General features: G+C 52.8%; 25 protein-coding genes and 2 pseudogenes. 11 read left to right on the top strand and 16 right to left on the bottom strand.

The window, feature by feature from the left end:
• Positions 1–6: 6 nt before the first annotated feature.
• Positions 7–393, bottom strand: a complete 387-nt coding sequence (locus J4614_RS10400; protein WP_000784380.1) for a YbgS-like family protein — start codon at positions 391–393, stop codon at positions 7–9.
• 319 nt (positions 394–712) lie between these two features.
• Here J4614_RS10400 and aroG point away from each other — a divergent pair, with 319 nt between their 5' ends.
• From aroG to J4614_RS10385, 3 genes are all read left to right on the top strand, one after another.
• A complete protein-coding gene (aroG, locus tag J4614_RS10395; protein ID WP_001109234.1) occupies positions 713–1,765 on the top strand; it encodes a 3-deoxy-7-phosphoheptulonate synthase AroG in 1,053 nt (350 codons plus the stop codon).
• A 153-nt stretch (positions 1,766–1,918) separates the two neighbouring features.
• The gene (locus tag J4614_RS10390) at positions 1,919–2,998 is read left to right on the top strand and encodes an iron ABC transporter permease (protein ID WP_053258957.1); all 1,080 of its coding nucleotides are present in this window, start codon (positions 1,919–1,921) and stop codon (positions 2,996–2,998) included.
• On the top strand, positions 2,998–3,774 hold the full coding sequence (locus J4614_RS10385; protein WP_001214710.1) for an ABC transporter ATP-binding protein: 777 nt from the start codon (positions 2,998–3,000) through the stop codon (positions 3,772–3,774). The genes J4614_RS10390 and J4614_RS10385 overlap by 1 nt, the downstream gene beginning before the upstream one ends.
• Before the next feature lie 90 nt (positions 3,775–3,864).
• On the opposite strand, the gene gpmA is transcribed toward J4614_RS10385, so the two are convergent.
• The 8 genes from gpmA to modE form a co-directional block, all read right to left on the bottom strand.
• Positions 3,865–4,617, bottom strand: a complete 753-nt coding sequence (gene gpmA, locus J4614_RS10380) for a 2,3-diphosphoglycerate-dependent phosphoglycerate mutase (protein WP_000301554.1) — start codon at positions 4,615–4,617, stop codon at positions 3,865–3,867.
• Positions 4,618–4,840: 223 nt separating this feature from the next.
• Entirely contained in the window at positions 4,841–5,881 is a 1,041-nt protein-coding gene (galM, locus tag J4614_RS10375; protein ID WP_208293170.1) for a galactose-1-epimerase, read from the bottom strand.
• Positions 5,875–7,023, bottom strand: a complete 1,149-nt coding sequence (galK, locus tag J4614_RS10370; RefSeq protein ID WP_001049369.1) for a galactokinase — start codon at positions 7,021–7,023, stop codon at positions 5,875–5,877. The genes galM and galK overlap by 7 nt, the downstream gene beginning before the upstream one ends.
• A gap of 2 nt (positions 7,024–7,025) precedes the next feature.
• Positions 7,026–8,072, bottom strand: coding sequence for a galactose-1-phosphate uridylyltransferase (gene galT, locus J4614_RS10365; protein WP_208293169.1), 1,047 nt, complete (start codon positions 8,070–8,072; stop codon positions 7,026–7,028).
• A 10-nt stretch (positions 8,073–8,082) separates the two neighbouring features.
• Positions 8,083–9,099, bottom strand: a complete 1,017-nt coding sequence (gene galE, locus J4614_RS10360; RefSeq protein ID WP_001265465.1) for a UDP-glucose 4-epimerase GalE — start codon at positions 9,097–9,099, stop codon at positions 8,083–8,085.
• A 222-nt stretch (positions 9,100–9,321) separates the two neighbouring features.
• Positions 9,322–10,230 carry a DUF2167 domain-containing protein gene (locus tag J4614_RS10355; protein WP_000885516.1) on the bottom strand — a complete coding sequence of 303 codons (909 nt, stop codon included), beginning with the start codon at positions 10,228–10,230 and terminating at the stop codon, positions 9,322–9,324.
• Positions 10,231–10,400: 170 nt separating this feature from the next.
• Positions 10,401–11,876: a molybdate ABC transporter ATP-binding protein ModF gene (gene modF, locus J4614_RS10350; protein WP_024155092.1), complete on the bottom strand. Its 1,476-nt coding sequence runs from the start codon at positions 11,874–11,876 to the stop codon at positions 10,401–10,403.
• 67 nt (positions 11,877–11,943) lie between these two features.
• A complete protein-coding gene (gene modE / locus J4614_RS10345) occupies positions 11,944–12,732 on the bottom strand; it encodes a molybdenum-dependent transcriptional regulator (RefSeq protein WP_001147418.1) in 789 nt (262 codons plus the stop codon).
• Between the two features lie 128 nt (positions 12,733–12,860).
• On the opposite strand from modE, the gene J4614_RS10340 reads away from it, so the two are divergent.
• The 4 genes from J4614_RS10340 (at position 12,861) to modC (ending at position 15,700) form a co-directional block, all read left to right on the top strand.
• A complete protein-coding gene (locus J4614_RS10340) occupies positions 12,861–13,010 on the top strand; it encodes an AcrZ family multidrug efflux pump-associated protein (protein WP_000891513.1) in 150 nt (49 codons plus the stop codon).
• A gap of 166 nt (positions 13,011–13,176) precedes the next feature.
• The gene (modA, locus tag J4614_RS10335; RefSeq protein ID WP_000951416.1) at positions 13,177–13,950 is read left to right on the top strand and encodes a molybdate ABC transporter substrate-binding protein; all 774 of its coding nucleotides are present in this window, start codon (positions 13,177–13,179) and stop codon (positions 13,948–13,950) included.
• Positions 13,950–14,639: a molybdate ABC transporter permease subunit gene (gene modB, locus J4614_RS10330; RefSeq protein WP_000604026.1), complete on the top strand. Its 690-nt coding sequence runs from the start codon at positions 13,950–13,952 to the stop codon at positions 14,637–14,639. The genes modA and modB overlap by 1 nt, the downstream gene beginning before the upstream one ends.
• 2 nt (positions 14,640–14,641) lie before the next feature.
• Positions 14,642–15,700, top strand: coding sequence for a molybdenum ABC transporter ATP-binding protein ModC (gene modC / locus J4614_RS10325; protein WP_000891710.1), 1,059 nt, complete (start codon positions 14,642–14,644; stop codon positions 15,698–15,700).
• Here modC and J4614_RS10320 read toward each other — a convergent pair.
• From J4614_RS10320 to J4614_RS10295, 6 genes and pseudogenes are all read right to left on the bottom strand, one after another.
• Positions 15,701–15,856, bottom strand: a pseudogene (locus J4614_RS10320) (HAD hydrolase family protein); the annotation flags it as partial.
• A gap of 373 nt (positions 15,857–16,229) precedes the next feature.
• On the bottom strand, positions 16,230–16,559 hold the full coding sequence (locus J4614_RS10315; RefSeq protein ID WP_077912235.1) for a DUF1493 family protein: 330 nt from the start codon (positions 16,557–16,559) through the stop codon (positions 16,230–16,232).
• A complete protein-coding gene (locus J4614_RS22310; RefSeq protein ID WP_024151559.1) occupies positions 16,544–17,005 on the bottom strand; it encodes an STM2901 family protein in 462 nt (153 codons plus the stop codon). The genes J4614_RS10315 and J4614_RS22310 overlap by 16 nt, the downstream gene beginning before the upstream one ends.
• A 130-nt stretch (positions 17,006–17,135) precedes the next feature.
• The gene (locus J4614_RS10305) at positions 17,136–17,300 is read right to left on the bottom strand and encodes a hypothetical protein (protein WP_023139965.1); all 165 of its coding nucleotides are present in this window, start codon (positions 17,298–17,300) and stop codon (positions 17,136–17,138) included.
• A 22-nt stretch (positions 17,301–17,322) separates the two neighbouring features.
• A complete protein-coding gene (locus tag J4614_RS10300) occupies positions 17,323–18,159 on the bottom strand; it encodes a pyridoxal phosphatase (protein ID WP_001109271.1) in 837 nt (278 codons plus the stop codon).
• A 130-nt stretch (positions 18,160–18,289) separates the two neighbouring features.
• Positions 18,290–18,439, bottom strand: a pseudogene (locus tag J4614_RS10295) (HAD hydrolase family protein); the annotation flags it as partial.
• A gap of 163 nt (positions 18,440–18,602) precedes the next feature.
• Here J4614_RS10295 and pgl point away from each other — a divergent pair.
• Positions 18,603–19,598 carry a 6-phosphogluconolactonase gene (gene pgl, locus J4614_RS10290; RefSeq protein ID WP_023137454.1) on the top strand — a complete coding sequence of 332 codons (996 nt, stop codon included), beginning with the start codon at positions 18,603–18,605 and terminating at the stop codon, positions 19,596–19,598.
• 143 nt (positions 19,599–19,741) lie between these two features.
• On the opposite strand, the gene J4614_RS10285 is transcribed toward pgl, so the two are convergent.
• Positions 19,742–21,025, bottom strand: coding sequence for a putative acyl-CoA thioester hydrolase (locus tag J4614_RS10285; RefSeq protein ID WP_208293168.1), 1,284 nt, complete (start codon positions 21,023–21,025; stop codon positions 19,742–19,744).
• 237 nt (positions 21,026–21,262) lie between these two features.
• Between J4614_RS10285 and hutI the strand changes: the two genes are divergently transcribed.
• From hutI to J4614_RS10270, 3 genes are read left to right on the top strand one after another with little or no spacing between them, the layout of a single operon-like run.
• Positions 21,263–22,486, top strand: a complete 1,224-nt coding sequence (hutI, locus tag J4614_RS10280; RefSeq protein ID WP_001249490.1) for an imidazolonepropionase — start codon at positions 21,263–21,265, stop codon at positions 22,484–22,486.
• Positions 22,483–23,424 carry a formimidoylglutamase gene (gene hutG, locus J4614_RS10275; protein ID WP_208293167.1) on the top strand — a complete coding sequence of 314 codons (942 nt, stop codon included), beginning with the start codon at positions 22,483–22,485 and terminating at the stop codon, positions 23,422–23,424. The genes hutI and hutG overlap by 4 nt, the downstream gene beginning before the upstream one ends.
• 44 nt (positions 23,425–23,468) lie before the next feature.
• Positions 23,469–24,194, top strand: a complete 726-nt coding sequence (locus tag J4614_RS10270) for a histidine utilization repressor (protein WP_000287407.1) — start codon at positions 23,469–23,471, stop codon at positions 24,192–24,194.
• The last annotated feature ends 166 nt before the right edge of the window (positions 24,195–24,360 follow it).

The raw sequence follows: 24,360 nt of genomic DNA, 5'->3' as shown, positions 1-24,360 counted from the left end.
TCTGCATTACTGTGTGGTACCGTCGGTTTTGGTATTCACGTCATTATTGACGCCATTACCGGTTTCCACTTTTTTATTAATATCCGGGCAGCGACCGTCTTTACACATGGTATTTTTATGCTCTTCATCCTTGGTCATTCCGTCATGATTCATGGTTGAACCGTCTGGATGCTGCATCGTGCTGTTAGTATTGCCGTTGGTATTGATGTCGTTGTTATTCACATCATTCGGCGCAACATTCTGGCGGGCGTCCGGGGCAACCTGACCGGCATTTGCCGCCGAGTTCGCCTGGCCATTACTGGATTGCGCGTTAGATTCAGCAGCTAACGCTGCGCCGCTGGCAAGGCCGAGGGTAGCGGTTAGTAAAAGCGTAGTCAGTTTTGTCATTTTCATAAGATGCTCCTGTTATGGTGGATATGTCGGATAACCTCTTCCAACAGTGCACGTGTCAGTCAAATCCTCAAATAAGGGATAAAAAGCGTTCGCCGCCGCGGGTTAACGCAGCAGAGAATCTTGCAATAATTCATAAACAGAGTGGTTACAGTTAAAAAGTGTAGGTTAGATCCCATTTTTCGCTACATTTGTGCGTTTTTTTCCTGAATTCCAGGATTATTCCGTTCAAAGTGTAAAAGCCCGTTTACACTATTTAATTGAAGAGATAGATTGGAGGGATTGCATTCATTGGGATAAGTACGGCAACACTGGAATAAACATGAATTATCAGAACGACGATTTACGCATTAAAGAAATCAACGAGTTATTACCTCCGGTCGCGCTGCTGGAAAAGTTTCCCGCCACGGAAAATGCAGCAAATACCGTTGCTCACGCGCGCAAAGCCATCCATAAAATTCTCAAAGGCAATGACGATCGTCTGCTGGTGGTGATCGGTCCTTGTTCAATTCATGATCCGGCAGCGGCGAAAGAGTATGCCGCCCGTTTGCTGGCGCTACGCGATGAGCTTCAAGGCGAGCTTGAAATTGTCATGCGCGTCTATTTTGAGAAACCGCGTACTACCGTCGGCTGGAAAGGGCTGATTAACGATCCGCATATGGATAACAGCTTCCAGATTAACGACGGTCTGCGTATTGCGCGCAAACTGCTGCTGGATATTAACGACAGCGGCCTGCCTGCCGCCGGCGAATTCCTCGATATGATCACGCCGCAATATCTGGCCGATCTGATGAGCTGGGGTGCCATTGGCGCGCGGACTACTGAATCCCAGGTTCATCGCGAACTGGCGTCTGGCCTCTCTTGTCCGGTCGGTTTTAAAAATGGTACTGATGGCACGATTAAAGTCGCCATTGACGCCATCAACGCCGCCGGCGCGCCGCATTGCTTCCTCTCCGTCACTAAATGGGGTCATTCGGCGATTGTGAATACCAGCGGCAACGGCGACTGCCATATCATTCTGCGCGGCGGTAAAGCGCCAAACTATAGTGCGCAACATGTTGCTGAGGTGAAAGAAGGCCTCACCAAAGCGGGACTGACGCCGCAGGTCATGATCGATTTCAGCCATGCCAACTCCTGTAAGCAATTTCAAAAGCAGATGGAGGTTTGCGCCGATGTCTGTCAGCAGATAGCGGGCGGTGAAAAAGCGATTATTGGCGTGATGGTCGAGAGTCATCTGGTAGAAGGAAACCAGAGTCTGGAAAGCGGTCAGCCGCTGACCTACGGTAAAAGCATTACTGACGCCTGTATTGGCTGGGAAGATACCGATGCGCTGCTTCGTCAGTTGTCGGCAGCGGTAAAAGCCCGTCGCGGCTAATCTTCATTACGTCTTAAACCGGCCCGTAAGGCCGGTTTTTTATTTGGAAACCGGTGAGATAGGCCACCGTGTCATCAATCGAAATATAAATAAATATATAACGAAATAATTCGGCGCTATAATTCTCCTCTGATTAATAACGTAGCCCGAACCATGACCTGTCAGGACAAATCACTTTTAGCCCCCGGTCTCGCTTCCACGCCCGTCATTCCGCGCTATCGCCAGATCATACGAAAACGGGCCGTGCTCATGTTAGCTATTGCGCTGGCGATGATGGCTTCACTGATGGTGGATGTAACCTGTGGGTCTTCTGGTTTACCGCTCAGTGCGCTGTGGCAGGCCCTTTTCCAGCCGGAAAAGGTGAATGCGGGCATACACGTTATTGTCTGGGATATTCGTTTACCCTATGCCCTGATGGCGCTGCTGGTAGGCATGGCGTTAGGGTTAGCGGGCGCCGAAATGCAAACCATTTTAAATAATCCGCTGGCGACGCCGTTTACCCTTGGCGTATCGTCCGCGGCGGCTTTTGGCGCTGCGCTGGCGATTGTGTTGGGGATCGGTATTCCCGGTATTCCAGCCACCTGGTTTATCCCGGCCAATGCGTTCATCTTTGCACTTTTATCCGCGTTTCTACTGGACGGTATTACCCGTTGGACAGGCGTCGCCGCATCCGGAGTGGTGTTGTTCGGCATTGCGCTGGTATTCACCTTTAACGCGTTGGTCGCCATTATGCAGTTTGTGGCTGATGAAGATACGCTGCAGGGGCTGGTATTCTGGACGATGGGGAGCCTGGTCCGTGCGTCGTGGGAAAAATTGGGCGTACTGGCCGTGGTGTTTATTGCTGTGCTTTTTTGCGCGTTACGAAGCGCCTGGCAACTCACGGCATTACGTCTGGGCGAAGAGAGGGCGATGAGCTTTGGGATTCATGTCCGCCGTTTACGCCTGCTGTCATTGTTGCGTATCAGCTTGTTATCAGCGCTGGCGGTAGCTTTCGTCGGGCCGATTGGTTTTATTGGTCTCGTTGCACCGCACATTGCGCGAATACTTTTGGGGGAAGATCACCGTTTCTACCTTCCGGGCAGCGTGCTGATAGGCGGGCTGGTGTTATCGCTGGCCTCTATTGCGGCGAAAAATAGTATTCCGGGCGTCATGGTGCCGGTGGGGATTGTCACCTCGCTGGTCGGGGTTCCGTTCTTTTTAAGCATTGTATTGCGACATCGGGGGAGTCTCTGATGCGCGGGTTAATGCTCCGCTCATTTAGCGCCGGCTATTCCACTCAGCCGGTTATTGCAGATCTCAACGTTCCCTTACTGCCGCGCGGGAAAATTACCATTTTGCTGGGGCCGAACGGCTGTGGTAAATCGACGTTACTACGTTCGCTGGCCGGGCTGAATAACGCCGACGGCGAGGCGCTGCTTGATGGCGAAGATCTCATGTCGTTATCGTTTGCCGAGCGGGCGCAGAAAGTTGTGTTTTTGCCGCAGTCATTACCGCAGGGCGTACATCTGCATGTACTGGAGTCGATTATCGTGGTACTGCGGGCATCAGGCGGCAGAGACAATGCGCAGGGCAGAGCGCAGATACTGGCTATCCTTGAGCAATTGGGCATAACGCATCTGGCGTTGCAGTATCTCGACCAGCTTTCCGGCGGTCAGCGGCAGTTAGTGGGTCTGGCGCAATCGCTGATTCGTCGCCCTGAACTTCTGTTGCTGGATGAGCCGCTCAGCGCGCTGGATTTAAACTATCAGTTTCACGTAATGGATCTCGTGCGTCGGGATACCCAGGCGCAAAATAGGGTGACGATAGTCGTGGCGCATGACATTAATATTGCACTGCGTCATGGTGACCATGTCCTGATGCTAAAAGACGGCAGGCTGGTCGCCAGCGGCGCGCCGGAGACGGTGATTACTGCGGAGCGTCTGGCTGAAGTGTACCGGGTACGAGGACGCGTGGAGCGCTGTTCGCAGGGGAAATTGCAGGTGGTGCTGGACGGCGTGATCGCTGTTTAAGACGTATTGCCTGATGGCGCTGCGCTTATCCGGCCTACCCATTGCTCGTAGGCCGGATAAGGCAGTTATACCGCTATCCGGCAAAGGTGATTACTTCGCTTTACCCTGATTCGCCACGGCAGCCGCTTTCGCAGCGATCTCGTCAGCGTTGCCCAGATAGTAATGTTTGATCGGCTTGAAGTTTTCGTCGAACTCATACACCAGCGGCACGCCGGTCGGGATGTTTAACTCAAGGATCTCATCTTCACTCATGTTATCCAGGTATTTCACCAGCGCACGCAATGAGTTACCGTGAGCGGCGATGATCACGCGCTCACCGCTCTTCATACGCGGCAGGATGGTGTCGTTCCAGTAAGGAATAACGCGGTCGATGGTCAGCGCCAGACTTTCGGTCAACGGCAGCTCTTTCTCGCTCAGTTTGGCATAACGTGGATCGTGACCCGGATAACGCTCATCATCTTTGGTCAGTTCCGGCGGCGTCACGGCAAAACCGCGGCGCCACTGCTTAACCTGCTCGTCACCATATTTTTCTGCCGTTTCCGCTTTATTCAGCCCCTGCAACGCGCCGTAGTGACGTTCATTGAGTTTCCAGGATTTTTCCACCGGCAGCCACGCCTGATCCAGTTCATCCAGTACGTTCCACAGCGTATGGATAGCGCGTTTCAGTACGGAAGTGTAGGCAAAATCAAAGCTGAAACCTTCTTCTTTTAGCAGTTTACCCGCTGCTTTTGCTTCGCTTACGCCTTTTTCAGACAGGTCAACATCATACCAGCCGGTGAAACGGTTCTCTTTGTTCCATTGACTTTCACCGTGACGTACCAGAACCAGCTTAGTTACAGCCATACTCTCACTCCTATAAATCATATGTAATGATAATAATTCTCATTATATTGCCGCGAGGTGTTGGCGGCAATGCTTACGCATAACCATAGCGAAAATAGTGGCGCAGTGTAAGGTTCTTGTGAACTCAGAGTTGCGATTTTGTCTTTAAGTGGTGGAGGTTTGAGCAGGGCAATGGCGCGTAGGCCCGATAAGCTTGCGTCATCGGGCATGTAGCGGCATATCGTTAGAACGGAATAAACTGATACTCGGTCAGGCTGGCGTACTCCTCGCCAGGGCGAAGGATACAGTCAGGCTGCGGCCATTCAGGATGATTCGGGCTGTCCGGCAGCTGTTCGCTCTCCAGCGCCAGCCCTTGCCAGTCGGCATAAGGTTCCGGCCCGCGGGAAGGTGTACCCGCCAGATAATTGCCGGAATAAAACTGTAGCGCCGGGGCGGTGGTGTAAACCATCATTTGTAGCTTTCCATCCTGTGACCACAGACGGGCCGCCGGCTTTTTGCCATCACCCTGCGTCTGTAGCAGGAAAGCATGATCGTAGCCTTTAACCTTGCGCTGATCGTCATCGGCGAGAAACTCGCTGGCAATGACTTTTGGCATCCGGAAGTCAAACGAGGTATTGGCTACCGATTTTAGCCCCTGGCGTGGAATACCGGATTCATCTACCGGCAGATACTCATCCGCCAGAATTTGCAGCTTATGTTGGCGCACGTCGGTCCGATCGCCGTCCAGATTAAAATAGACGTGGTTGGTCAAATTCACCGGACAGGGTTTATCGACCGTTGCCCGGTAGGTGATGGAGATTCTATTGTCATCGGTCAGACGATATTGCGCCGTGGCGCAAAGATGGCCAGGAAAGCCCTGGTCGCCGTCATCAGAGGTGAGCGCGAATAATACCTGGCGATCGTTCTGGTTCACAATTTGCCAGCGGCGCTTGTCAAAGCCTTCCGGTCCGCCGTGTAGCTGGTTCTCGCCCTGGCTTGGGCTTAACTGTACGGTTTCGCCGGCAAACGTATAGCGGCTATTGGCGATACGGTTCGCGTAACGGCCAATAGAGGCGCCGAGGAACGACGTCTGTTCAGGGTAGTGTTCCGGGCTGGCGCAGCCCAGTAATGCTTCCCGAACGCTGCCGTCAGACAGCGGTATACGGGCGGAAAGAAGAGTGGCTCCCCAGTCCATCAGCGTTACCACCATCCCTGCGCTGTTGCGCAGGGTTAGCAGGCGGTACGGTTGACCATCGGGGGCCAGTGCGGGCGTTTCATTTAGCACTGTCCTGCTCCTTGTGACGGTTTGCATACATAAAAGGTTTCTTTGATTCCGGTTTTCGCTTCGTACTGTTGCGCAACGGCCTGCTGAACAGCGGGAACCAGATCTTCCGGGATCAGCGCGACAACACACCCGCCAAAGCCGCCGCCGGTCATGCGCACGCCGCCTTGATCGCCGATGGTCGCTTTGACAATGTCTACCAGCGTGTCTATCTGCGGGACGGTAATTTCGAAATCATCGCGCATTGAGGCATGGGACTCCGCCATCAGTTGGCCCATACGTTGCAAATCACCTTTCTCTAGCGCGCTTGCCGCTTCAACGGTGCGGGCATTTTCGCTCAATACATGGCGAACGCGTTTTGCGACTACCGGGTCCAGTTCGCTGGCAACGGCATTGAACGCCTCAAGGCTGACATCGCGCAGGGCCGGCTGCTGGAAGAAACGGGCGCCGGTTTCGCACTGTTCACGGCGGGTATTATACTCGCTGCCCACCAGCGTGCGCTTAAAGTTACTGTTGATGATCACCACGGCGACACCTTTCGGCATGGAAACCGCTTTGGTGCCGAGCGTACGGCAATCAATCAGCAACGCATGATCTTTTTTGCCGAGCGCAGAGATGAGCTGATCCATAATGCCGCAGTTACAGCCGACAAACTGGTTCTCGGCCTCTTGTCCGTTGAGCGCAATTTGCGCGCCGTCCAGCGGCAGGTGATAAAGCTGCTGGAAGACGGTGCCCACCGCCACTTCCAGCGAGGCGGAGGAGCTTAACCCGGCACCCTGCGGCACATTGCCGCTGATGACCATATCCACGCCGCCAAACGCGTTGTTACGCTGTTGCAGATGTTTCACTACGCCGCGCACATAGTTAGACCACTGCTGGCTATCGTGGGTCACGATCGGCGCATCCAGTGAAAATTCGTCCACCTGATTGTCGTAATCGGCGGCAATCACCCGTACGGTACGATCGTCGCGCGGCGCACAGCTAATTACGGTCTGGTAATCGATAGCGCAGGGCAGAACAAAACCATCATTGTAATCAGTGTGCTCGCCGATCAGATTGACGCGGCCTGGCGCCTGAATCGTGTGGGTGGCAGGGTAGCCGAAAATTTCAGCAAACAGCGCGCGCGTTTTCTCTTTCAGATTCATTTTTATACTCCGGATTCGCGAAAATGGATGTCGCTGACCGCGCGCAGGCGTTCAGCCGCTTGTTCTGCGGTTAAATCACGCTGGGTTTCCGCCAGCATTTCATAGCCGACCATAAATTTGCGGACGGTCGCAGAGCGCAGCAGCGGCGGATAAAAGTGCGCGTGCAACTGCCAGTGTGTGTTTTCTTCACCGTTAAACGGCGCGCCGTGCCAGCCCATTGAGTAGGGGAAGGAACACTGGAACAGGTTATCATAACGACTGGTCAGCTTTTTCAACGCCAGCGCCAGAGAGTCGCGCTGCTCGTCGTTTAAATCGGTAATGCGCAGGACATGCGTTTTGGGTAACAGTAGCGTTTCGAACGGCCACGCCGCCCAGTAAGGCACCACCGCCAGCCAGTGTTCGGTTTCGACCACGGTGCGGCTGCCGTCCGCCAGTTCCCGCTGGACATAATCCACCAGCATTGGCGAGCGCTGCTCGGCGAAGTAGGCTTTTTGTAAACGATCTTCGCGTTCGGCCTCATTCGGCAGGAAGCTGTTGGCCCAGACCTGTCCATGTGGATGCGGGTTCGAACAGCCCATCGCTGCGCCTTTATTTTCAAAGACCTGCACCCACGGATAGGTTTTGCCTAACTCGGCGGTCTGCGTCTGCCAGGTTCTGACGATTTCCGTCAGCGCGGGCAGGCTCAACTCCGGCAGCGTTTTACTGTGATCGGGAGAAAAGCAGATCACGCGGCTGGTGCCGCGCGCGCTCTGGCAGCGCATCAGCGGATCGTGGCTGTCCGGCGCATCCGGCGTGTCGGCCATCAGCGCCGCGAAATCATTAGTAAAGACGTAAGTCCCTTTGTAATCGGGATTTTTATCGCCAGTGACACGCGTATTGCCCGCACACAGGAAGCAGTCCGGATCGTGGGCCGGCAGCATTTGCTGAGACGGCGTTTCCTGCGCCCCCTGCCAGGGGCGTTTTGCGCGATGCGGCGAAACCAGAACCCACTGGCCGGTAAGCGGGTTATAACGGCGATGCGGATGATCGATGGGATTAAATGGGGTCATAACAACATCCTTAATCTGGGTATCCCTGCGGATGGCGTGACTGCCAGTGCCAGGTGTCCTGCGCCATTTCGTCAAGCGTGCGGGTGACGCGCCAGTTCAGCTCGCGATCGGCTTTGCTGGCATCCGCCCAATACGCCGGGAGATCGCCGTCGCGACGCGGCGCGAAGTGGTAATTAATGGGTTTACCGCAGGCTTTACTAAAGGCGTTGACCACATCCAGGACGCTACTGCCGACACCCGCGCCGAGGTTATAAATATGTACGCCGGATTTGTCCGCCAGTTTTTCCATCGCCACGACGTGCCCGTCGGCTAAGTCCATAACGTGAATGTAATCGCGTACGCCGGTGCCATCCTCGGTCGGGTAATCGTTGCCGAAAACGGCGAGCGATTCGCGACGACCCACGGCGACCTGGGCGATATAGGGCATCAGGTTATTCGGAATACCTTGCGGATCTTCTCCCATGTCGCCCGACGGGTGCGCGCCGACCGGATTGAAATAACGCAGCAGCGCAATACTCCACTCCGGCTGGGCTTTTTGCAGATCGGTGAGGATCTGTTCTACCATCAATTTACTTTTGCCGTAGGGGCTTTGCGGCGTGCCGGTAGGAAAACTTTCGACGTAAGGAATTTTGGGCTGATCGCCATAAACGGTGGCGGAGGAGCTAAAAATAAGGTTTTTAACGTTGGCCGCACGCATGGCGCTGACCAACCGCAGCGTACCGTTGACGTTGTTGTCATAGTACTCCAGCGGCCTGGCGACCGATTCGCCGACGGCTTTCAGGCCGGCAAAGTGAATCACGGTATCAATCGCGTGATCGTGCAGAATTTCGGTTATAAGCGCTTCGTTGCGAATATCGCCTTCGACAAAGGTCGGGTGCTTACCGCCCAGACGTTCAATAACGGGCAGCACGCTGCGCTTGCTGTTGCAGAGGTTATCGAGGATGACGACGTCATGACCATTTTGCAGCAATTGTACGCAGGTATGACTTCCAATGTAACCGCTACCACCTGTAACCAATACTCTCATAATTCGCTCCGTTAAGCCTATGGTATGGAATAACCATAGCATAACAAAGATGCGAAAAGTGTGACATGTAATAAATTAGTGGAATCGTTTACACGCTGGTGATTTTACGCATTTATATCAATTAAATGATTACAAATCATCTGGCTTGAGAATGCTTCTGCTTTTTATCCGAAAAAAAGGCGCGTTACGCGCCTGGGAATGAAACGGACGGGGCAGGAGCTGTCAGTCTTTTTTACGCGAGAGTAGCTTCCTGGCGAGCGCCCCGACAGCGACGACGCCGATGGCGGTCACTTTCCAGAATTTAAGTAACGCGATACCGAGCATAGCAAGCAGACCTACTTTTTTGGCCGCGATACCGCCAATCAGCGCGGCGAGCCCATACTCCGCTATTTTGTCCGTTGATTCGTTGAAGTCAGCGTAGCGTTGTCCAGGGTTGAACTTGACGGAACTGAGAATTCTTTTCGCCAGCGGGATTTCGTGGTCAACAGAACCTCTGTCGGTCACCAGATTTAAAGAAAAATAGCCTTCACGTCCCAGCAGATAGGTGTTGTAGTTCACGCCTTGTTCATTCAGTGGTTCGTTGGTGCCGATATCATGGATGGCGGCGGACCAGATCAGACGATGATTGGTTGCATCGTAGGTAGGCTTCTCGATCCAGCCAATAATTTCTATCGGCTCAATGCCTTTTGCAATACGATCTTTATTCGCTTCTTTTGTGCCTTTGCGCAGGTTATCCATTAATTCATCGGCATCCCAATTTTTTGCATCATCATCTTTTACATAACCAGAATCATCATATTCGATAGAAATAAATCCATTCATTTCCTTTTTAAATACGAGACCGTAAAAATATTCATCGTCAACATAGTTACCAATTTCACGCATAAATACCGCCGCTTCTTTTGCGGGTATCCAGGTAAATCCTTCCGGCAGATTAAGCGTGGCTTTATCACCTAAACTAATCTTTGTCGGACCCGCAACGGCGGCGCGACTCATGCCTTCAACAGCGACCTCAACGGCGGTTTTACGTGCTTCCTGCGCAGCGGTCGGCTTTTGCTCAGCATAACTGCCGGGGCAAAATAACATGGCTGCCAGTAAAAATAGTATTATTTGTGGAAAACGAAAAGCCATAATGAATCCCTTATATTCACATACGACATCATTGTCGAAAATTTCAGGATTATTATGACAATGAGGCGGTCAGCGATTCAAGAGATAGTAAGCTTATCGACCGTTATTATTATTCTTAATAAAAGGAGAGCGGTTCCAGAATGGCGCGCGGCGCCATTCTGATAATACATTTAATTATTGCATCGTCCGGAAACGTACTTATAGCTTTCGCCCTCTGGTACAAATTCCAGTCGGTGGGTAATACAGGCAGGCGCATCCTCTGCATGATGGGAAACGAACAGCAGTTGGGTCTCTCCCTGGCGAATTAATACATCCACAAAACGGCGTACCAGTTGGCGGTTCAGCGGATCCAACCCTTGTAGCGGTTCATCCAGAATCAACACTGTCGGATGTTTAACCAGCGCGCGCACGATCAGCGCCAGCCGCTGCTGTCCCCAGGAGAGACTGTGGAAAGGGGCATCCGCCGTGCGCTTATCGATTCCCAGAATATCCAGCCACTGTTGCGCCAGTTTTCGTTGCCTGTCTGAAACGGCCTGGTAAATGCCGATAGAATCGAAATAGCCGGAGAGAATGACATTGCGTACCGTGGTACTGACGCGGTAATCCAGATGTAAACTGCTGCTGACGTAGCCGATATGTTTTTTGATATCCCAGATTGTTTCGCCGCTTCCTCGCCGCCGCCCGAACAGCGTAAGATCGTTGCTGTAGCCTTGCGGGTGATCGCCAGTAATAAGGCTAAGCAATGTAGACTTACCCGCTCCGTTAGGACCGACGATCTGCCAGTGTTCGCCTGGATTTACTCGCCAGCTTAGGTGGTGGAGGATAGGGCGATCGTTATACGAGACTACGCCATCGTTAAGTACGATCCGTGGTTCGCCATCGGGTAACGCATGGCGGGCGGAAGGTTCGTCCGGTTCGGGTAATTGTACGTCTGTCAGACGCTCGCTGTGCGCGAGTTGAGCGACCAACGCCCGTTGCAGTAACTCTGTCGTCGTTCCGGTTTCCGCCAGCGTACAGTCGGCAAGCACGCCGGCAAACTGCACGAAGTCCGGGATTTCATCAAAACGGTTGAGTACCAGCGCCAGGGTAATACCCGCCTGGTTCAACGCCGTCAGGCGTTGCGCCAGTTGTTGACGGGCGGTCACGTCAAGTCCGTCGAACGGTTCATCAAGGATCAATAACTCCGGCTCAGACATCAGCGCCTGACACAGCAGCGCTTTTCGCGTCTCGCCGGTAGAAAGGTATTTAAAACGCCTGTTGAGTAAAGCGGAAATGCCGAACTGCTGCGCCAGCATCGCACAGCGGGCAGGATGGTGAACTTCATCCTGAATAATTTCCGCGGTAGTGCGCCCGGTATCGTCTTCGCCAGGACTGAGCATATCGGTGTTATTACGTTGCCACTCATCGCTGACCAGCTTTTGCAATTGTTCAAAGGACAGACGAGTAATGCGGGTAAACCGACACTGGCGCTCGCCTGTTAATAACGGCAGTTCACCCGCCAGCGCGCGGGCGAGCGCCGACTTCCCGCTCCCGTTAGCCCCAACGAATGCCCAGCTATCGCCCGCATTGAGCGTCAGCGAATCCAGATGAAGTGTTTTTGTATCGCTCAGACGAAACGTGCCTTGCGAAATTTGCAACGATGACATTTTGCATCCCATTTTTTGCAGCGATGAATGACAGGGATACGTCTTTCGGCAACGGATGTCAATGTGCTTAGCACAACGTTGCAATAATCACTCTGTCCGCATTAAACCAGGCAATCACGTCATCGCCTTCCTTTAACGTGGCGGCATCTGAAGTCGGTATCGTGGCGCACAGCGTCTGGCCGTCCGGCAGCGCCATCAACACTTCACACTGTTCCGCGCCGCGCTCGATATGGCTGATCGTTCCCGACAACTGATTGTCAGCGGCGCGCGCAACGGCTGCATCCCGGGTAATGCCAACCCACGGCGCTTTTAGCAGGATCAGCACTTCTTTACCTTCCTCCAGGCCGAGACGCTCGCCGCTTTGCGCCGTCAGCGCGACTTTAAGCCGCGTTTTGCCGTCGGCCAGCAGCACATCGACATGCTGTTGCACCTGATCGCGATCGCGGGCGGTAATGGTGCCGAACCACTGATTTCGGGCGCTGGTTTGCAGTGAAAAGCGGGAAATAGCGGCCAGCAGACTGTCAAGCGGCAGGGCGTCATCGTCGCTTAACACATCGAACGCTTTTTGCTGAATTTGGCCCAGCAAATCGTAAAGCTGGATCAGACGCTGACCATAGCGGGTTAATACCGCGCCGCCGCCGCCTTTGCCGCCCGTTGCGCGTTCAACCAGCATATGTTCACTAAGCTGGTTCATGTCGTTTATCGCATCCCAGGCGCTCTTATAGCTGATTCCCGCGTCTTTCGCGCCCTGACTAATCGAGCCGGAAAGCGCAATGTGTTTCAGCAGAGAGATACGTCGGGGATCGGCAAAAAGCTTTTGCTGAAGTTTCAGGGTAAGAAGGATTTCGGCCTGCATAACCAGCTCCTGGTAAAAAGACTATTGTGACTGAAAAGCGCGTCAGCGCAAAGCCGACCGCACAAAAGGGGAGTGCTTTTCTGTGTGATGCGGTTAAAATACAAAAAGGACTATATCTGGAGTTGCCCATGTTAGAGTTATTAAAAAGTCTGGTATTCGCCGTCATCATGGTACCGGTAGTGATGGCCATCATCCTCGGTCTGATTTACGGTCTGGGTGAGGTGTTTAACATTTTTTCCGGTATCGGTCAGAAAGACCAGTCCAGACAGAACCGCTGATTTCCCCAAACGCCCGCTCAGTCGGGCGTTTTTGTTACTCAAGATCCTGCTTTTCCTGCCGATATTTTCTGTGTTTAATCGTTAATGGGTATGAATAACCGCTGGGAAACCCCTGAGATTATCGTTATATTGTCGTTTACATAACGAAACGCACAAGGAGTTACAGATGGCGCATTCCTGGTTACGCCTGGTCGCAGGGGCGACATTATCTTTCGTCATCGCTGGTCATGCGCTGGCGGATGAAGGCAAGATCACCGTATTTGCCGCCGCGTCGCTAACGAACGCGATGCAAGACATTGCGGCAGAATATAAAAAAGAGAAAAATGTGGATGTGGTCTCCTCATTCGCCTCCTCTTCAACGCTGGCGCGCCAGATAGAAGCGGGCGCGCCGGCGGATCTGTTCATCTCTGCTGACCAGAAATGGATGGATTACGCAGCCGATAAAAAAGCGGTGGATACCACGACGCGCGAAACATTGCTTGGCAATAGCCTGGTGGTGGTGGCGCCGAAAGCCAGCGAGCAAAAACCGTTTACCATCGACAACAAAACGGACTGGATTCGTCTGCTGAACGGCGGACGTCTGGCAGTGGGCGATCCGCAACACGTACCGGCGGGAATTTATGCCAAAGAAGCGCTGCAAAAGTTGGGCGCATGGCAAACGCTTGAACCGAAACTGGCGCCGGGCGAGGATGTGCGCGGCGCGTTGGCGCTGGTCGAACGTAACGAAGCGCCTTTGGGCATTGTATACGGTTCTGATGCGGTCGCCAGCAAGGGGGTCAACGTGGTGGCGACGTTCCCGGAAGATTCACATAAAAAAGTGGAATACCCCATCGCTATCGTGGAGGGGCATAAAAATGCGACCGTCAGCGCGTTCTATGATTACCTGAAAGGACCGCAGGCCTCGGCAATCTTTAAACGTTATGGATTTACGACGAAGTAATGATACTGACCGATCCAGAATGGCAGGCTGTCCTTCTTAGCCTGAAAGTGTCTTCCCTGGCCGTGCTGTTTAGCCTGCCGTTTGGGATCTTTTTTGCCTGGTTACTGGTGCGATGCCGGTTTCCGGGCAAAGCCTTACTTGATAGCGTCCTGCATCTGCCGCTGGTGCTGCCGCCGGTGGTGGTCGGCTATCTGCTGTTGGTGTCGATGGGGCGACGCGGGTTTATTGGCCAGTGGCTGTATGACTGGTTCGGTCTCACGTTTGCCTTTAGCTGGCGCGGCGCCGTGCTGGCGGCGGCGGTGATGTCCTTCCCGCTGATGGTGCGGGCCATTCGGCTGGCGCTGGAGGGGGTGGATATCAAGCTTGAACAGGCCGCCAGAACGCTGGGCGCCGGGCGCTGGCGCGTTTTTCTGACTATCACCTTACCGCTTACCCTGCCGGGCATTATTGTCGGTACGGTGCTGGCGTTTGCCCGTTCGCTTGGCGAATTTGGCGCGACCATTACCTTTGTTTCCAATATTCCGGGCGAAACCCGCACCATACCTTCCGCCATGTATACCTTGATCCAGACGCCGGGCGGGGAGAGCGCGGCGGCGAGGCTGTGCGTGATTTCGATTGTATTAGCGCTGATTTCGCTGTTGATTTCTGAATGGCTGGCGCGGATTAGCCGTGAACGGACGGGGCGCTAACCATGCTGGAGCTTAATTTTTCCCAGACGCTGGGAACGCACTGTTTAACCCTCAACGAAACGCTGCCAGCCAGTGGGATCACGGCTATCTTTGGCGTCTCCGGCGCGGGAAAAACCTCGCTGATTAATGCCATCAGCGGTTTGACTCGCCCGCAAAAAGGACGCATCGCGTTGAATGGCCGGGTGTTGCATGACGCGGAAAACGGTATCTGTTTAACGCCGGAAAAGCGCCGCATCGGTTATGTTTTCCAGGATGCGCGCCTGTTCCCCCATTACAAAGTACGCGGCAATTTGCGTTACGGCATGGCGAAAAGCATGACCGGTCAGTTTGATAAGCTGGTGTCGCTGCTGGGAATTGAAGCGTTGCTTGATCGCCTGCCGGGGAGCTTGTCCGGCGGAGAAAAACAGCGCGTAGCGATAGGCCGGGCATTGCTCACCGCCCCGGAGTTGCTGCTGTTGGACGAACCGTTGGCCTCACTGGATATCCCGCGAAAACGCGAATTACTGCCGTACCTGCAACGGCTGGCGCGAGAAATCAATATTCCCATGCTGTATGTCAGCCATTCTCTTGATGAAATTCTCCACCTGGCGGATAAAGTCATGGTGCTGGAGGATGGACAGGTTAAAGCGTTTGGCCCGCTGGAGGAGGTCTGGGGAAGCAGCGTTATGCACCCGTGGCTGCCGAAAGAGCAACAGAGCAGTATTCTGAAAGTCAGCGTGCTGGAGCATCACCCGCATTATGCCATGACCGCTCTGGCGCTTGGCGACCAGCACCTGTGGGTAAATAAACTCAATCAGCCGCTGCAATCCACACTGCGTATTCGTATACAGGCGTCGGATGTCTCGCTGGTACTACAGCCGCCGCAGCAGACCAGTATCCGCAACGTATTGCGGGCAAAAGTGGCGAATTGTTATGACGATAACGGGCAGGTGGAAGTCCAGCTTGAGATAGGCGGCAGAACGCTGTGGGCGCGAATAAGCCCGTGGGCCAGGGATGAGCTGAATATCAAGCCTGGCCTGTGGCTTTACGCGCAGGTGAAAAGCGTTTCTATCACCGCCTGACTATAGCAGGTGGGTGTAAATAAATTTGGCGATGCTATCGGTAGTGTTATCGCCGATCACAACGTCAGCGCGCGCTTTCACCGTCTCATCGGCGTTGCCCATCGCAACGCCGGTGCCTGCCGCCTCCAGCATACTGATGTCGTTGTAGTTATCGCCGCTATAATTAATACTTCAGTATACGGATTTACAATGGCTTCATTAAAGTACTTATCCTTTCTTTTTCTGATGGTTAAGTACTGGAACGGATCGCCTGAATCACGTACTCGCCAATCGCGGGTTTCCATCTGCAAGCCATTAATACCATTAGTTTCTATCCGTACTTCCTCTGTAATATAGAGAAAGTAGTATGTTCCATCATCGTATGTATTAAATTCCATTCTAATCATTCTGTAAATCCCATAGTTGGTTAGTACTGCTAACCATTCTATGTATTTACTAGTAATCATGAAAATATACGCCTAATCATATTACCATTATGATAATAAAAATTCCCAAATAATGGGCGTTTAAAATATAATAAATTTATTCTTCAACTATATAACCAACGTCCAGCTTTAGCACTTTCAACGAGCATACCAACTGTTAGTGGCTTACGCGGATCAGGCTCTTTACTTCCAAAGTACTCTGGATTCAGATAGTTAAGTATGTCAAATCCTTCTGAATCTACATTCCAACGCTTGAAGTACTCTTGTAGAAGTTCTTCACTATCTTCAAAAACGAGTTTAAGATCATCCCTAATACTGGTATCAAGTATGATGGTTCGCTTTGGCCCAAAGAGAAAGTACTTTTTAGTGTTATATTCCTGATCGATAAAATCGATAATTTCTTTCTCAATATCTCTCATTAGAAATACGTCCACTGAATGCGATCTTTAGGAACCGCCACACGATTAAATGTATCTTTAATATCACGCTGGATATCATAAATCGTAGTGAATGTCATAACCCAACCGAGCCAGGGTACATTACGACCAATGAAACGACCTAAATTATTCGTTGAGCTTAGCTGTAATGAGTTGATGGTTTTGCCTGTCAACGTTGGTAATCTGATTCCAGGTGGCAGTTTATAGTTCAACCAATTACTGATGTACTTAGAAGCAATTGATGTTCCTGGAGTTGTCCCACGAGGTTTACCCCTCGTAGGTAGAATTGGTTGCCCTGAGATAACCAGTGCAGCATCAACCGCTGAGATCCCCAGACGATCGCTCACAACGGCGATGGTGATAGCCCACCATAGCTGTTGTGGTGTCAGGTTGGATAACCCGCCGTAGAAGTACGTACCATTCAATGTTTCAGTAGTGTCCATTTACTCATCCCTTCTAGCCATGACCAACAATTATATAACACCCAATCTCTTGTTCTAACTAACAATTACGGGGGTAGTAAGCGATTCAATATGCCTTTTCTGTTCCCTTAGGCACTTGAATTCTTGGTAGTTAGATTACTATTCTTCTTTTAATACTTGGTATCTTTCTTTGTAATGCAAAAACAGTCTTTAATTTTTCAAGTGTTGTTAAGCCATTATTAAATTGAAAACCAAATTGTTCTAACTGTTCATCAATATAAGTTCGCATTCCAATTTCTGGTTTAAATTCTATCATTACACACCTCCCTGTTTCAGTGTCACGCTGTTATTTTCTCTTCTGAAAAGTACTGATTAACTACATCAGCTATACCAGCTTCAGCATTATTACCTATAACCAAATCAGCACAGGCTTTGACTTCATCAACAGCGTTACCCATAGCAACACCCAAACCAGCAGACTTCAACATACTAAGATCGTTGAAATTATCGCCAAAGGCTATAACTTGATCCATTGATAAACCTTGTGATTCTGCCCATTGTGCCAAGCGTTTACCCTTACTGTTTCCGGCTTGTGCTATGTCTACTTGATCGTGCCAGGACCATTCACAGGCAAGGCCAAGCTCACGTTCTACAATTTGACCAAAGCTATGCAGTTTCTCAGTATCAGAGTCAGTAAGGGCGAATTTCCAGATAGCATCAACGTTCTGAGATGCTTCACTAAGAGAGGGTACTTGTTTGAAGATTGGACGTTGTGACTCTGGGAGAGATTTAGCCCAATTTTCTGTACGGATAATATGCCCCGTAGGTTCTTGGTAGAACATGGCATCATCGGCATACATCAGACTATGAACATTGTAACTATCAAGAAGGGAAATTAGTTGTGAAGCTTGTTCTGCTTGCAGGGGATCAGACTCAAGCACCTTCTTTTCTTGGTAATCGTATAATAATGCACCATTGCAACATATTGCAGGAGTATCTAATCTAAGTGATTGATAAAAAGGATGAATTGCAACAAAATGCCTTCCGGTAACAATGACGACTTTTGCACCAGATTTTCGGGCATTTTCTAAGGCAGTGAGTGATTCAGGGAGGATTTTTTTTCCAGGTGTTAATAAAGTACCGTCCAGATCGAGAGCTATTACCTGATAATTCATGCTATTTTCGCTGTGTCCATTTTAGAAGTTGCACTGATAGTACACCGCTCACTTTGTTGATCAATAGTTGTATGTCATGGGATGGGAAGCGAAGCATGAGTAAGTTTTTTATTGTAGTAATGCTTCACTTATACAAATAGGTGCCGTTGCAGCAAATAGCAGGTGTTTCCAGCGCCAGCGCCTTGGCGCGTGATAGCGCGTCAAGCGAGGAGGGGAGTAAGGTTTTATGCGGGGTTAATAATGTTCCGTCTAAATCGAGGGCAATCACGCGTGCAGTCATAATTTTTTCCAGATTAAGAGTAATAATTCCGTCTGTCGGCATGGTACACCGGGACGGTAAGCAGACAAAATTCTGCGTCTGAATTCAGCATTCGCCGTCAAAAGCGACTACGTTAAGCTGTGTCCTGTTATTGCAGCTACATGCCATATGCAAAGGAGTATTCATGAAACAAACAGTCTATACCGCCAGCCCTGAGAGTCAGCAAATTCACGTCTGGAGCCTGAACCACGAAGGGACGCTGACGCTGGTACAGGTCGTGGATGTGCCCGGTCAGGTTCAGCCGATGGTGGTCAGTCCGGATAAACGCTACCTCTATGTCGGCGTGCGCCCGGAGTTTCGTGTCCTGGCGTATCGTATTGCGCCGGATGATGGCGCGCTGACGTTTGCCGCCGAATCCGCCCTGCCGGGTAGCCCGACCCATATTTCTACCGATCATCATGGTCGTTTTGTCTTTGTCGGATCGTATAACGCCGGTAATGTCAGCGTGACGCGTTTACAGGATGGCCTGCCGGTTGAGCTGGTGGATGTGGTGGAGGGGCTGGACGGCTGCCACTCGGCAAATATTACGCCTGATAACCGTACTTTGTGGGTGCCTGCGCTAAAACAGGATCGCATTTGTCTGTTTACGCTAAGCGATGACGGCCATCTGGTGGCCCTGGAGCCGGCGGAAGTGAATACAGTTGAAGGGGCAGGCCCGCGTCATATGGTCTTCCACCCGAATCGACAATATGCCTATTGCGTCAATGAACTGAACAGTTCGGTGGATGTCTGGCAGCTTAAAAATCCGCATGGTGAGATAGAGTGCGTACAAACCCTGGATATGATGCCCGCCGATTTTTCCGATACCCGTTGGGCGGCGGATATTCATATTACGCCGGATGGACGGCATCTGTATGCCTGTGACCGCACCGCCAGTCTGATTACCGTCTTTAGTGTCTCCGAAGACGGCAGCGTACTGAGTGTTGAAGGCTTCCAGCCGACGGAAGCCCAACCGCGCGGCTTTAATATCGACAATAGCGGAAAATACCTGATTGCTGCGGGTCAAAAATCACATCATATCGCGGTCTATGAAATTACGGGCACTCAGGGGTTGCTGACGGAAAAAGGCCGTTATGCCGTCGGCCAGGGGCCAATGTGGGTTGTGGTGAACGCGTACTAAAGCGCTGTGTGCCGGAGGACGGCGGGCTGGAGCTCACCAGGGCAGGATGCCTGATTAATTTCGATAAACATCGCTTGCAGTAAAACCACGGGCCGCCACATCTGCTGCGGCGGCCCGTTTATAAGCCTGAACCGGAACAGCGATTACTGCTTAGGTTCCGCCACCACTTTACTGCCTACACCGCGGTTGTTGTATTCCCACATGCGGTTGTAGTTAGTGTCGTTCAGATTACGCTGCACCTCGTCTTTGTCATCCACGGTTCCCGTATTTCCGGCAAACGGACGTTTCGAGATGACCGCGTCGGCCCACGGTTTGGCAACGTTGAAGCCCTCGTTAATCACGCTGTCGCGGATCACTACCTGACCGTTGGTGTTGGCGTCGACATCCAGCGAGCGGCCAAGCCGCGCAACGCCATCGCCGGAGGCGTTAAAGCGGCTGTTGATCGCCAAAAAGCCATAGTAAATATTGGACAGCGTAGCCGGGGCGAAGACGTAGGCTTCCTGCTGTGTGCGGGAGTTGACGACCTGGAAGTTGGTGTTATCGAACACCACGGCGCCGCGTCCGGACACCATATCCACATCGCCTTCAATATAGCTGTTCGTCACCAGCGTACGCGGCTGACGATCGGTTTGCAGACGGTTCTGCACGCCGCTGTTGGTCACAAAGAAGGTGTTCTGGCGGCCAAGGATATTGACCTTGTTAATCTGGACTTTGTCGCCATCGGTACGCAGCGCCACTGCCGGATGGTTTCCGGCATCGACACTGTCGCCCAGCGTGTTCTCGATGGTCAGATTTTGTAGCTGCAGACCGTTATTCTGCGACCAGAACGCGGCAGAACACATCACACCGATCGTCGCGGCGTGTTTGCTTTGGCAGTTATCGAACATATACCAGGCGGGTTTACCAGGCATATATTTCCCGCCGGGATTCACCGCGCGGCGCCAGTCAGCGACGCTCATTTCACCATCAATCGCCATCCCAATTTTCACATCGATCGGTTTTTCACCGGTCCCGTACAGGGTCAAACTTCCCGGCGCGGCGGGAACATACACGGTCCCCTGATAGTCGCCCGGCATAATAGCAATGTACTGGCGTTTGTTCGTGCGTTTAACCATTGCCGCATCGACCGCGGCCTGAATCGAGGTGTGCGTAACGCCTGGCGTACCTGCCGGCCCCACCACAAAGTCAGGCTGTGCGGGCAGGGTAATCGGCGACGGCGACCACGGGGCGGTATTCGGCGTCAGGGAGGCAAAATAGTGCGCCGCAACGAAGTTTTTCGCTTCATTTGCCGACAGAATTGGGCGCGAGGCGGTGCCAGGCGCGGTTTGATCGGAAGGGATCTGATCGGGTGGCGTAGAGCTACAGGCGCTCAGCGTCACGCCAAAAGCCAGTGCCAGCGCCAGACGGGAAACCGATAATGTATTCACAGGTTGCTCCGGGCTTGAAAAAGTTAAATGACATCCATTGAAGCCTGCTTTTTTATACTAAGTTGAACGAAACGGGAAGGCGAAAAGGTAAAAAGTTCCTTTTCAGGCTGGAAACACCTGTAGCATCAGATAGTTTTATCACAATTAAGCAACAACTTTCGCGCTTTGAGTTGACAATCCGGAGCAGAAAGAAAATAAATGTCTATACAACTCATGACAGGCAAGAGAGCGACAGGAATGCGGCAACTTTTACCGGGCGATACTGTCTGGCGAAACATCAGGCTGGCGACAATGGACCCGCAGCGGCAAGCCCCGTATGGGCTGGTGGATAACCAGGCGCTGATTGTACGCGAAGGGTATATTTGCGATATCGTGCCAGAGACGCAGCTTCCTGTCAGTGGGGACAATATCCATGATATGCAGGGACGACTGGTAACCCCGGGACTTATCGATTGCCACACGCATCTGGTGTTTGCCGGTAACCGCGCCGCAGAGTGGGAACAGCGGCTTAACGGCGCGTCATACCAGCATATTAGCGCTCAGGGCGGCGGCATTAACGCGACGGTATCAGCAACCCGCGCCTGTGCGGAGGAGACGCTCTACCTGCTGGCGCGCGAACGCATGATGCGCCTTGCCAGCGAAGGCGTTACGCTGCTGGAGATTAAATCCGGCTATGGTCTGGAGCTGGCGACAGAAGAAAAGCTGTTGCGCGTCGCTGCAAAACTTGCCGCCGAAAACGCTATCGACATTAGCCCCACGCTACTTGCCGCTCATGCTACGCCAGCGGAGTATCGTGACGACCCGGACGGCTACATCACTCTGGTCTGCGAGACGATGATTCCGCAGCTCTGGCAAAAAGGGTTATTTGATGCGGTAGACCTCTTTTGCGAGAGCGTCGGCTTTAATGTGGCGCAGAGTGAGCGCGTGTTGCAGACGGCGAAGGCGTTAGGTATTCCCGTTAAAGGCCATGTTGAGCAGCTTTCGCTGTTGGGCGGCGCGCAGTTGGTGAGCCGTTATCAGGGCTTATCGGCGGATCATATCGAATATCTTGATGAAGCGGGCGTCGCGGCGATGCGTGACGGCGGTACTGTCGGCGTATTATTGCCCGGCGCGTTTTATTTTCTGCGCGAGACGCAGCGCCCGCCGGTAGAACTGCTGCGCCGCTATCAGGTGCCTGTCGCCGTCGCCAGCGATTTCAATCCCGGCACCAGCCCGTTTTGCAGTTTGCATCTGGCGATGAATATGGCCTGCGTACAGTTTGGTCTGACGCCGGAAGAGGCATGGGCGGGCGTTACGCGCCATGCCGCTCGTGCGCTGGGAAGACAGGCGACGCATGGGCAGCTCAGGGCCGGCTACCGGGCGGATTTTGTGGTGTGGGATGCTGAACAGCCGGTAGAGGTTGTGTATGAGCCGGGGCGTAATCCTTTATATCAGCGGGTATACAGAGGACAAATCTCATGACGCAATGGTATCCGGCTTCTCCGGCGCTCTGGCAGGGGCGCGATGACAGTATAGAAGCGCCGGATGCGCGGCGTCTGTTTCAGACCGTCACGCGCAGCGAGACCTTTTCCCCCGAAAACTGGCAGCAAAAGATCGCGTTAATGGGATTTGCCTGCGACGAGGGGGTAAAACGCAATGCAGGGCGTCCCGGCGCGGCAGGCGCCCCGGACGCGTTGCGTAAAGCGCTGGCGAATATGGCCAGCCATCAGGGACATGAACGGCTGGTGGATTTAGGCAATTGGGTTGCGCCGACGCCCGATCTGGAAGGCGCGCAGCAGGCCTTGCGCGATGCGGTAAGCCGCTGCCTGCGGGCCGGGATGCGCACGCTGGTGCTGGGCGGCGGGCATGAAACCGCATTTGGACACGGCGCGGGGGTGCTGGACGTGTTTGCGCAGGAAAGCGTAGGGATCATTAATCTTGATGCGCATCTGGATCTCCGTCAGACCGACCGGGCAACATCCGGGACGCCGTTTCGTCAACTGGCGCAGCTATGCGACGCGCAGAGCCGCGCGTTTCATTATGCCTGTTTCGGCGTGAGCCGTGCGGCAAATACGCAGGCGTTGTGGCGGGAAGCGCAGTGGCGGAATGCTACCGTGGTGGAGGATCTGGACTGCCATGACGCGCTGGCGCAGATGACGCAGTTTATCGACAAGGTGGATAAAATTTATCTGACTATCGATCTCGACGTATTGCCTGTCTGGGAAATGCCGGCCGTCTCCGCTCCCGCAGCGCTGGGCGTGCCACTGATACAGGTTCTGCGTTTAATTGAGCCGGTTTGCCGCAGCGGAAAATTACAGGCGGCGGATCTGGTTGAATTTAATCCACGCTTTGATGAAGATGGCGCAGCGGCGCGCGTGGCGGCGCGGCTTGGCTGGCAAATCGCGCACTGGTGGCGTTAATCTGTCATCCGGAAAACACTATCCGCATAAGGAAGGCTTCACGCATGTATTCATCCCGCTCCCGTTCTGCGCCTGCGCCTTTTTACGAAACGGTGAAACAGGACATCTGTAAAAAAATAGCCGACGGCGTCTGGCAGCCGCACGATCGCATTCCGTCGGAAGCTGAACTGGTCGCGCAGTATGGCTTTAGCCGAATGACCATCAACCGGGCGCTGCGTGAGCTGACGGATGAAGGGTGGCTGGTGCGTTTACAGGGCGTGGGGACGTTTGTCGCCGAACCAAAAGGCCAGTCCGCGCTGTTTGAAGTCCGCAGTATCGCCGAGGAGATTGCCGCCCGCCGTCATCAGCATCGTTGTGAGGTGCTCACGCTGGAGCGCGTGCGGGCAAACGCTATCCAGGCCAGCGCTCTCAACGTCAATGAGAGCGATGTCATTTTCCATTCCATCATGGTGCATTATGAAAACGATCTGCCGGTACAAATTGAAGATCGCTGCGTGAATGCGGATATTGCCGTGGATTACCTGACGCAAGATTACCGTCAGACCACGCCGCACGCTTATTTGTCGCGGATCGCGCCGCTAACGGAAGGGGAACATATTGTGGAGGCGGTGCGCGCCACGGCGCAAGAGTGCGCGTGGTTAACTATCAAAGAGCATGAGCCTTGTCTGCTCATTCGTCGTACAACCTGGTCCGCGTCGCGGATTGTTTCTCACGCCCGCTTACTTTTCCCCGGGTCGCGCTACCGGCTACAGGGACGATTTATCTCCTGAGCGGACTGCTGCCGGAAAACGTGATTGCTGACACAATATAACAAAATTGTATCATTTTTGTTAATTCTATTCTTGTGCTTACTTGTATAGACAAGTATATGTCTGATTCTTATCTGTGGGTCTGCGGCGGTGCCTGATAGTGGCGTTTTAGCGTTATTTGGCGATG

The sequence above is a fragment of the Salmonella sp. 32031103-2018-00083-FB-01-SM-01 genome, from assembly GCF_017571995.1.
Lineage (GTDB): Bacteria > Pseudomonadota > Gammaproteobacteria > Enterobacterales > Enterobacteriaceae > Salmonella > Salmonella enterica.
The sequence above is the reverse complement of the archived record's forward strand: the minus strand, read 5'-3'. Positions and strand labels throughout refer to the sequence as shown.

Excerpts from the sequence above, each read along its gene's own strand:
- J4614_RS10400 (WP_000784380.1), bottom strand. The coding sequence starts at position 393 with ATGAAAATGACAAAACTGACTACGCTTTTACTAACCGCTACCCTCGGC.
- aroG (WP_001109234.1), top strand. The coding sequence starts at position 713 with ATGAATTATCAGAACGACGATTTACGCATTAAAGAAATCAACGAGTTA.
- J4614_RS10390 (WP_053258957.1), top strand. The coding sequence starts at position 1,919 with ATGACCTGTCAGGACAAATCACTTTTAGCCCCCGGTCTCGCTTCCACG.
- J4614_RS10385 (WP_001214710.1), top strand. The coding sequence starts at position 2,998 with ATGCGCGGGTTAATGCTCCGCTCATTTAGCGCCGGCTATTCCACTCAG.
- gpmA (WP_000301554.1), bottom strand. The coding sequence starts at position 4,617 with ATGGCTGTAACTAAGCTGGTTCTGGTACGTCACGGTGAAAGTCAATGG.
- galK (WP_001049369.1), bottom strand. The coding sequence starts at position 7,023 with ATGAATCTGAAAGAGAAAACGCGCGCGCTGTTTGCTGAAATTTTCGGC.
- galT (WP_208293169.1), bottom strand. The coding sequence starts at position 8,072 with ATGACCCCATTTAATCCCATCGATCATCCGCATCGCCGTTATAACCCG.
- galE (WP_001265465.1), bottom strand. The coding sequence starts at position 9,099 with ATGAGAGTATTGGTTACAGGTGGTAGCGGTTACATTGGAAGTCATACC.
- J4614_RS10355 (WP_000885516.1), bottom strand. The coding sequence starts at position 10,230 with ATGGCTTTTCGTTTTCCACAAATAATACTATTTTTACTGGCAGCCATG.
- modF (WP_024155092.1), bottom strand. The coding sequence starts at position 11,876 with ATGTCATCGTTGCAAATTTCGCAAGGCACGTTTCGTCTGAGCGATACA.
- modE (WP_001147418.1), bottom strand. The coding sequence starts at position 12,732 with ATGCAGGCCGAAATCCTTCTTACCCTGAAACTTCAGCAAAAGCTTTTT.
- J4614_RS10340 (WP_000891513.1), top strand. The coding sequence starts at position 12,861 with ATGTTAGAGTTATTAAAAAGTCTGGTATTCGCCGTCATCATGGTACCG.
- modA (WP_000951416.1), top strand. The coding sequence starts at position 13,177 with ATGGCGCATTCCTGGTTACGCCTGGTCGCAGGGGCGACATTATCTTTC.
- modB (WP_000604026.1), top strand. The coding sequence starts at position 13,950 with ATGATACTGACCGATCCAGAATGGCAGGCTGTCCTTCTTAGCCTGAAA.
- modC (WP_000891710.1), top strand. The coding sequence starts at position 14,642 with ATGCTGGAGCTTAATTTTTCCCAGACGCTGGGAACGCACTGTTTAACC.
- J4614_RS22310 (WP_024151559.1), bottom strand. The coding sequence starts at position 17,005 with ATGGACACTACTGAAACATTGAATGGTACGTACTTCTACGGCGGGTTA.
- J4614_RS10305 (WP_023139965.1), bottom strand. The coding sequence starts at position 17,300 with ATGATAGAATTTAAACCAGAAATTGGAATGCGAACTTATATTGATGAA.
- J4614_RS10300 (WP_001109271.1), bottom strand. The coding sequence starts at position 18,159 with ATGAATTATCAGGTAATAGCTCTCGATCTGGACGGTACTTTATTAACA.
- pgl (WP_023137454.1), top strand. The coding sequence starts at position 18,603 with ATGAAACAAACAGTCTATACCGCCAGCCCTGAGAGTCAGCAAATTCAC.
- hutI (WP_001249490.1), top strand. The coding sequence starts at position 21,263 with ATGCGGCAACTTTTACCGGGCGATACTGTCTGGCGAAACATCAGGCTG.
- hutG (WP_208293167.1), top strand. The coding sequence starts at position 22,483 with ATGACGCAATGGTATCCGGCTTCTCCGGCGCTCTGGCAGGGGCGCGAT.
- J4614_RS10270 (WP_000287407.1), top strand. The coding sequence starts at position 23,469 with ATGTATTCATCCCGCTCCCGTTCTGCGCCTGCGCCTTTTTACGAAACG.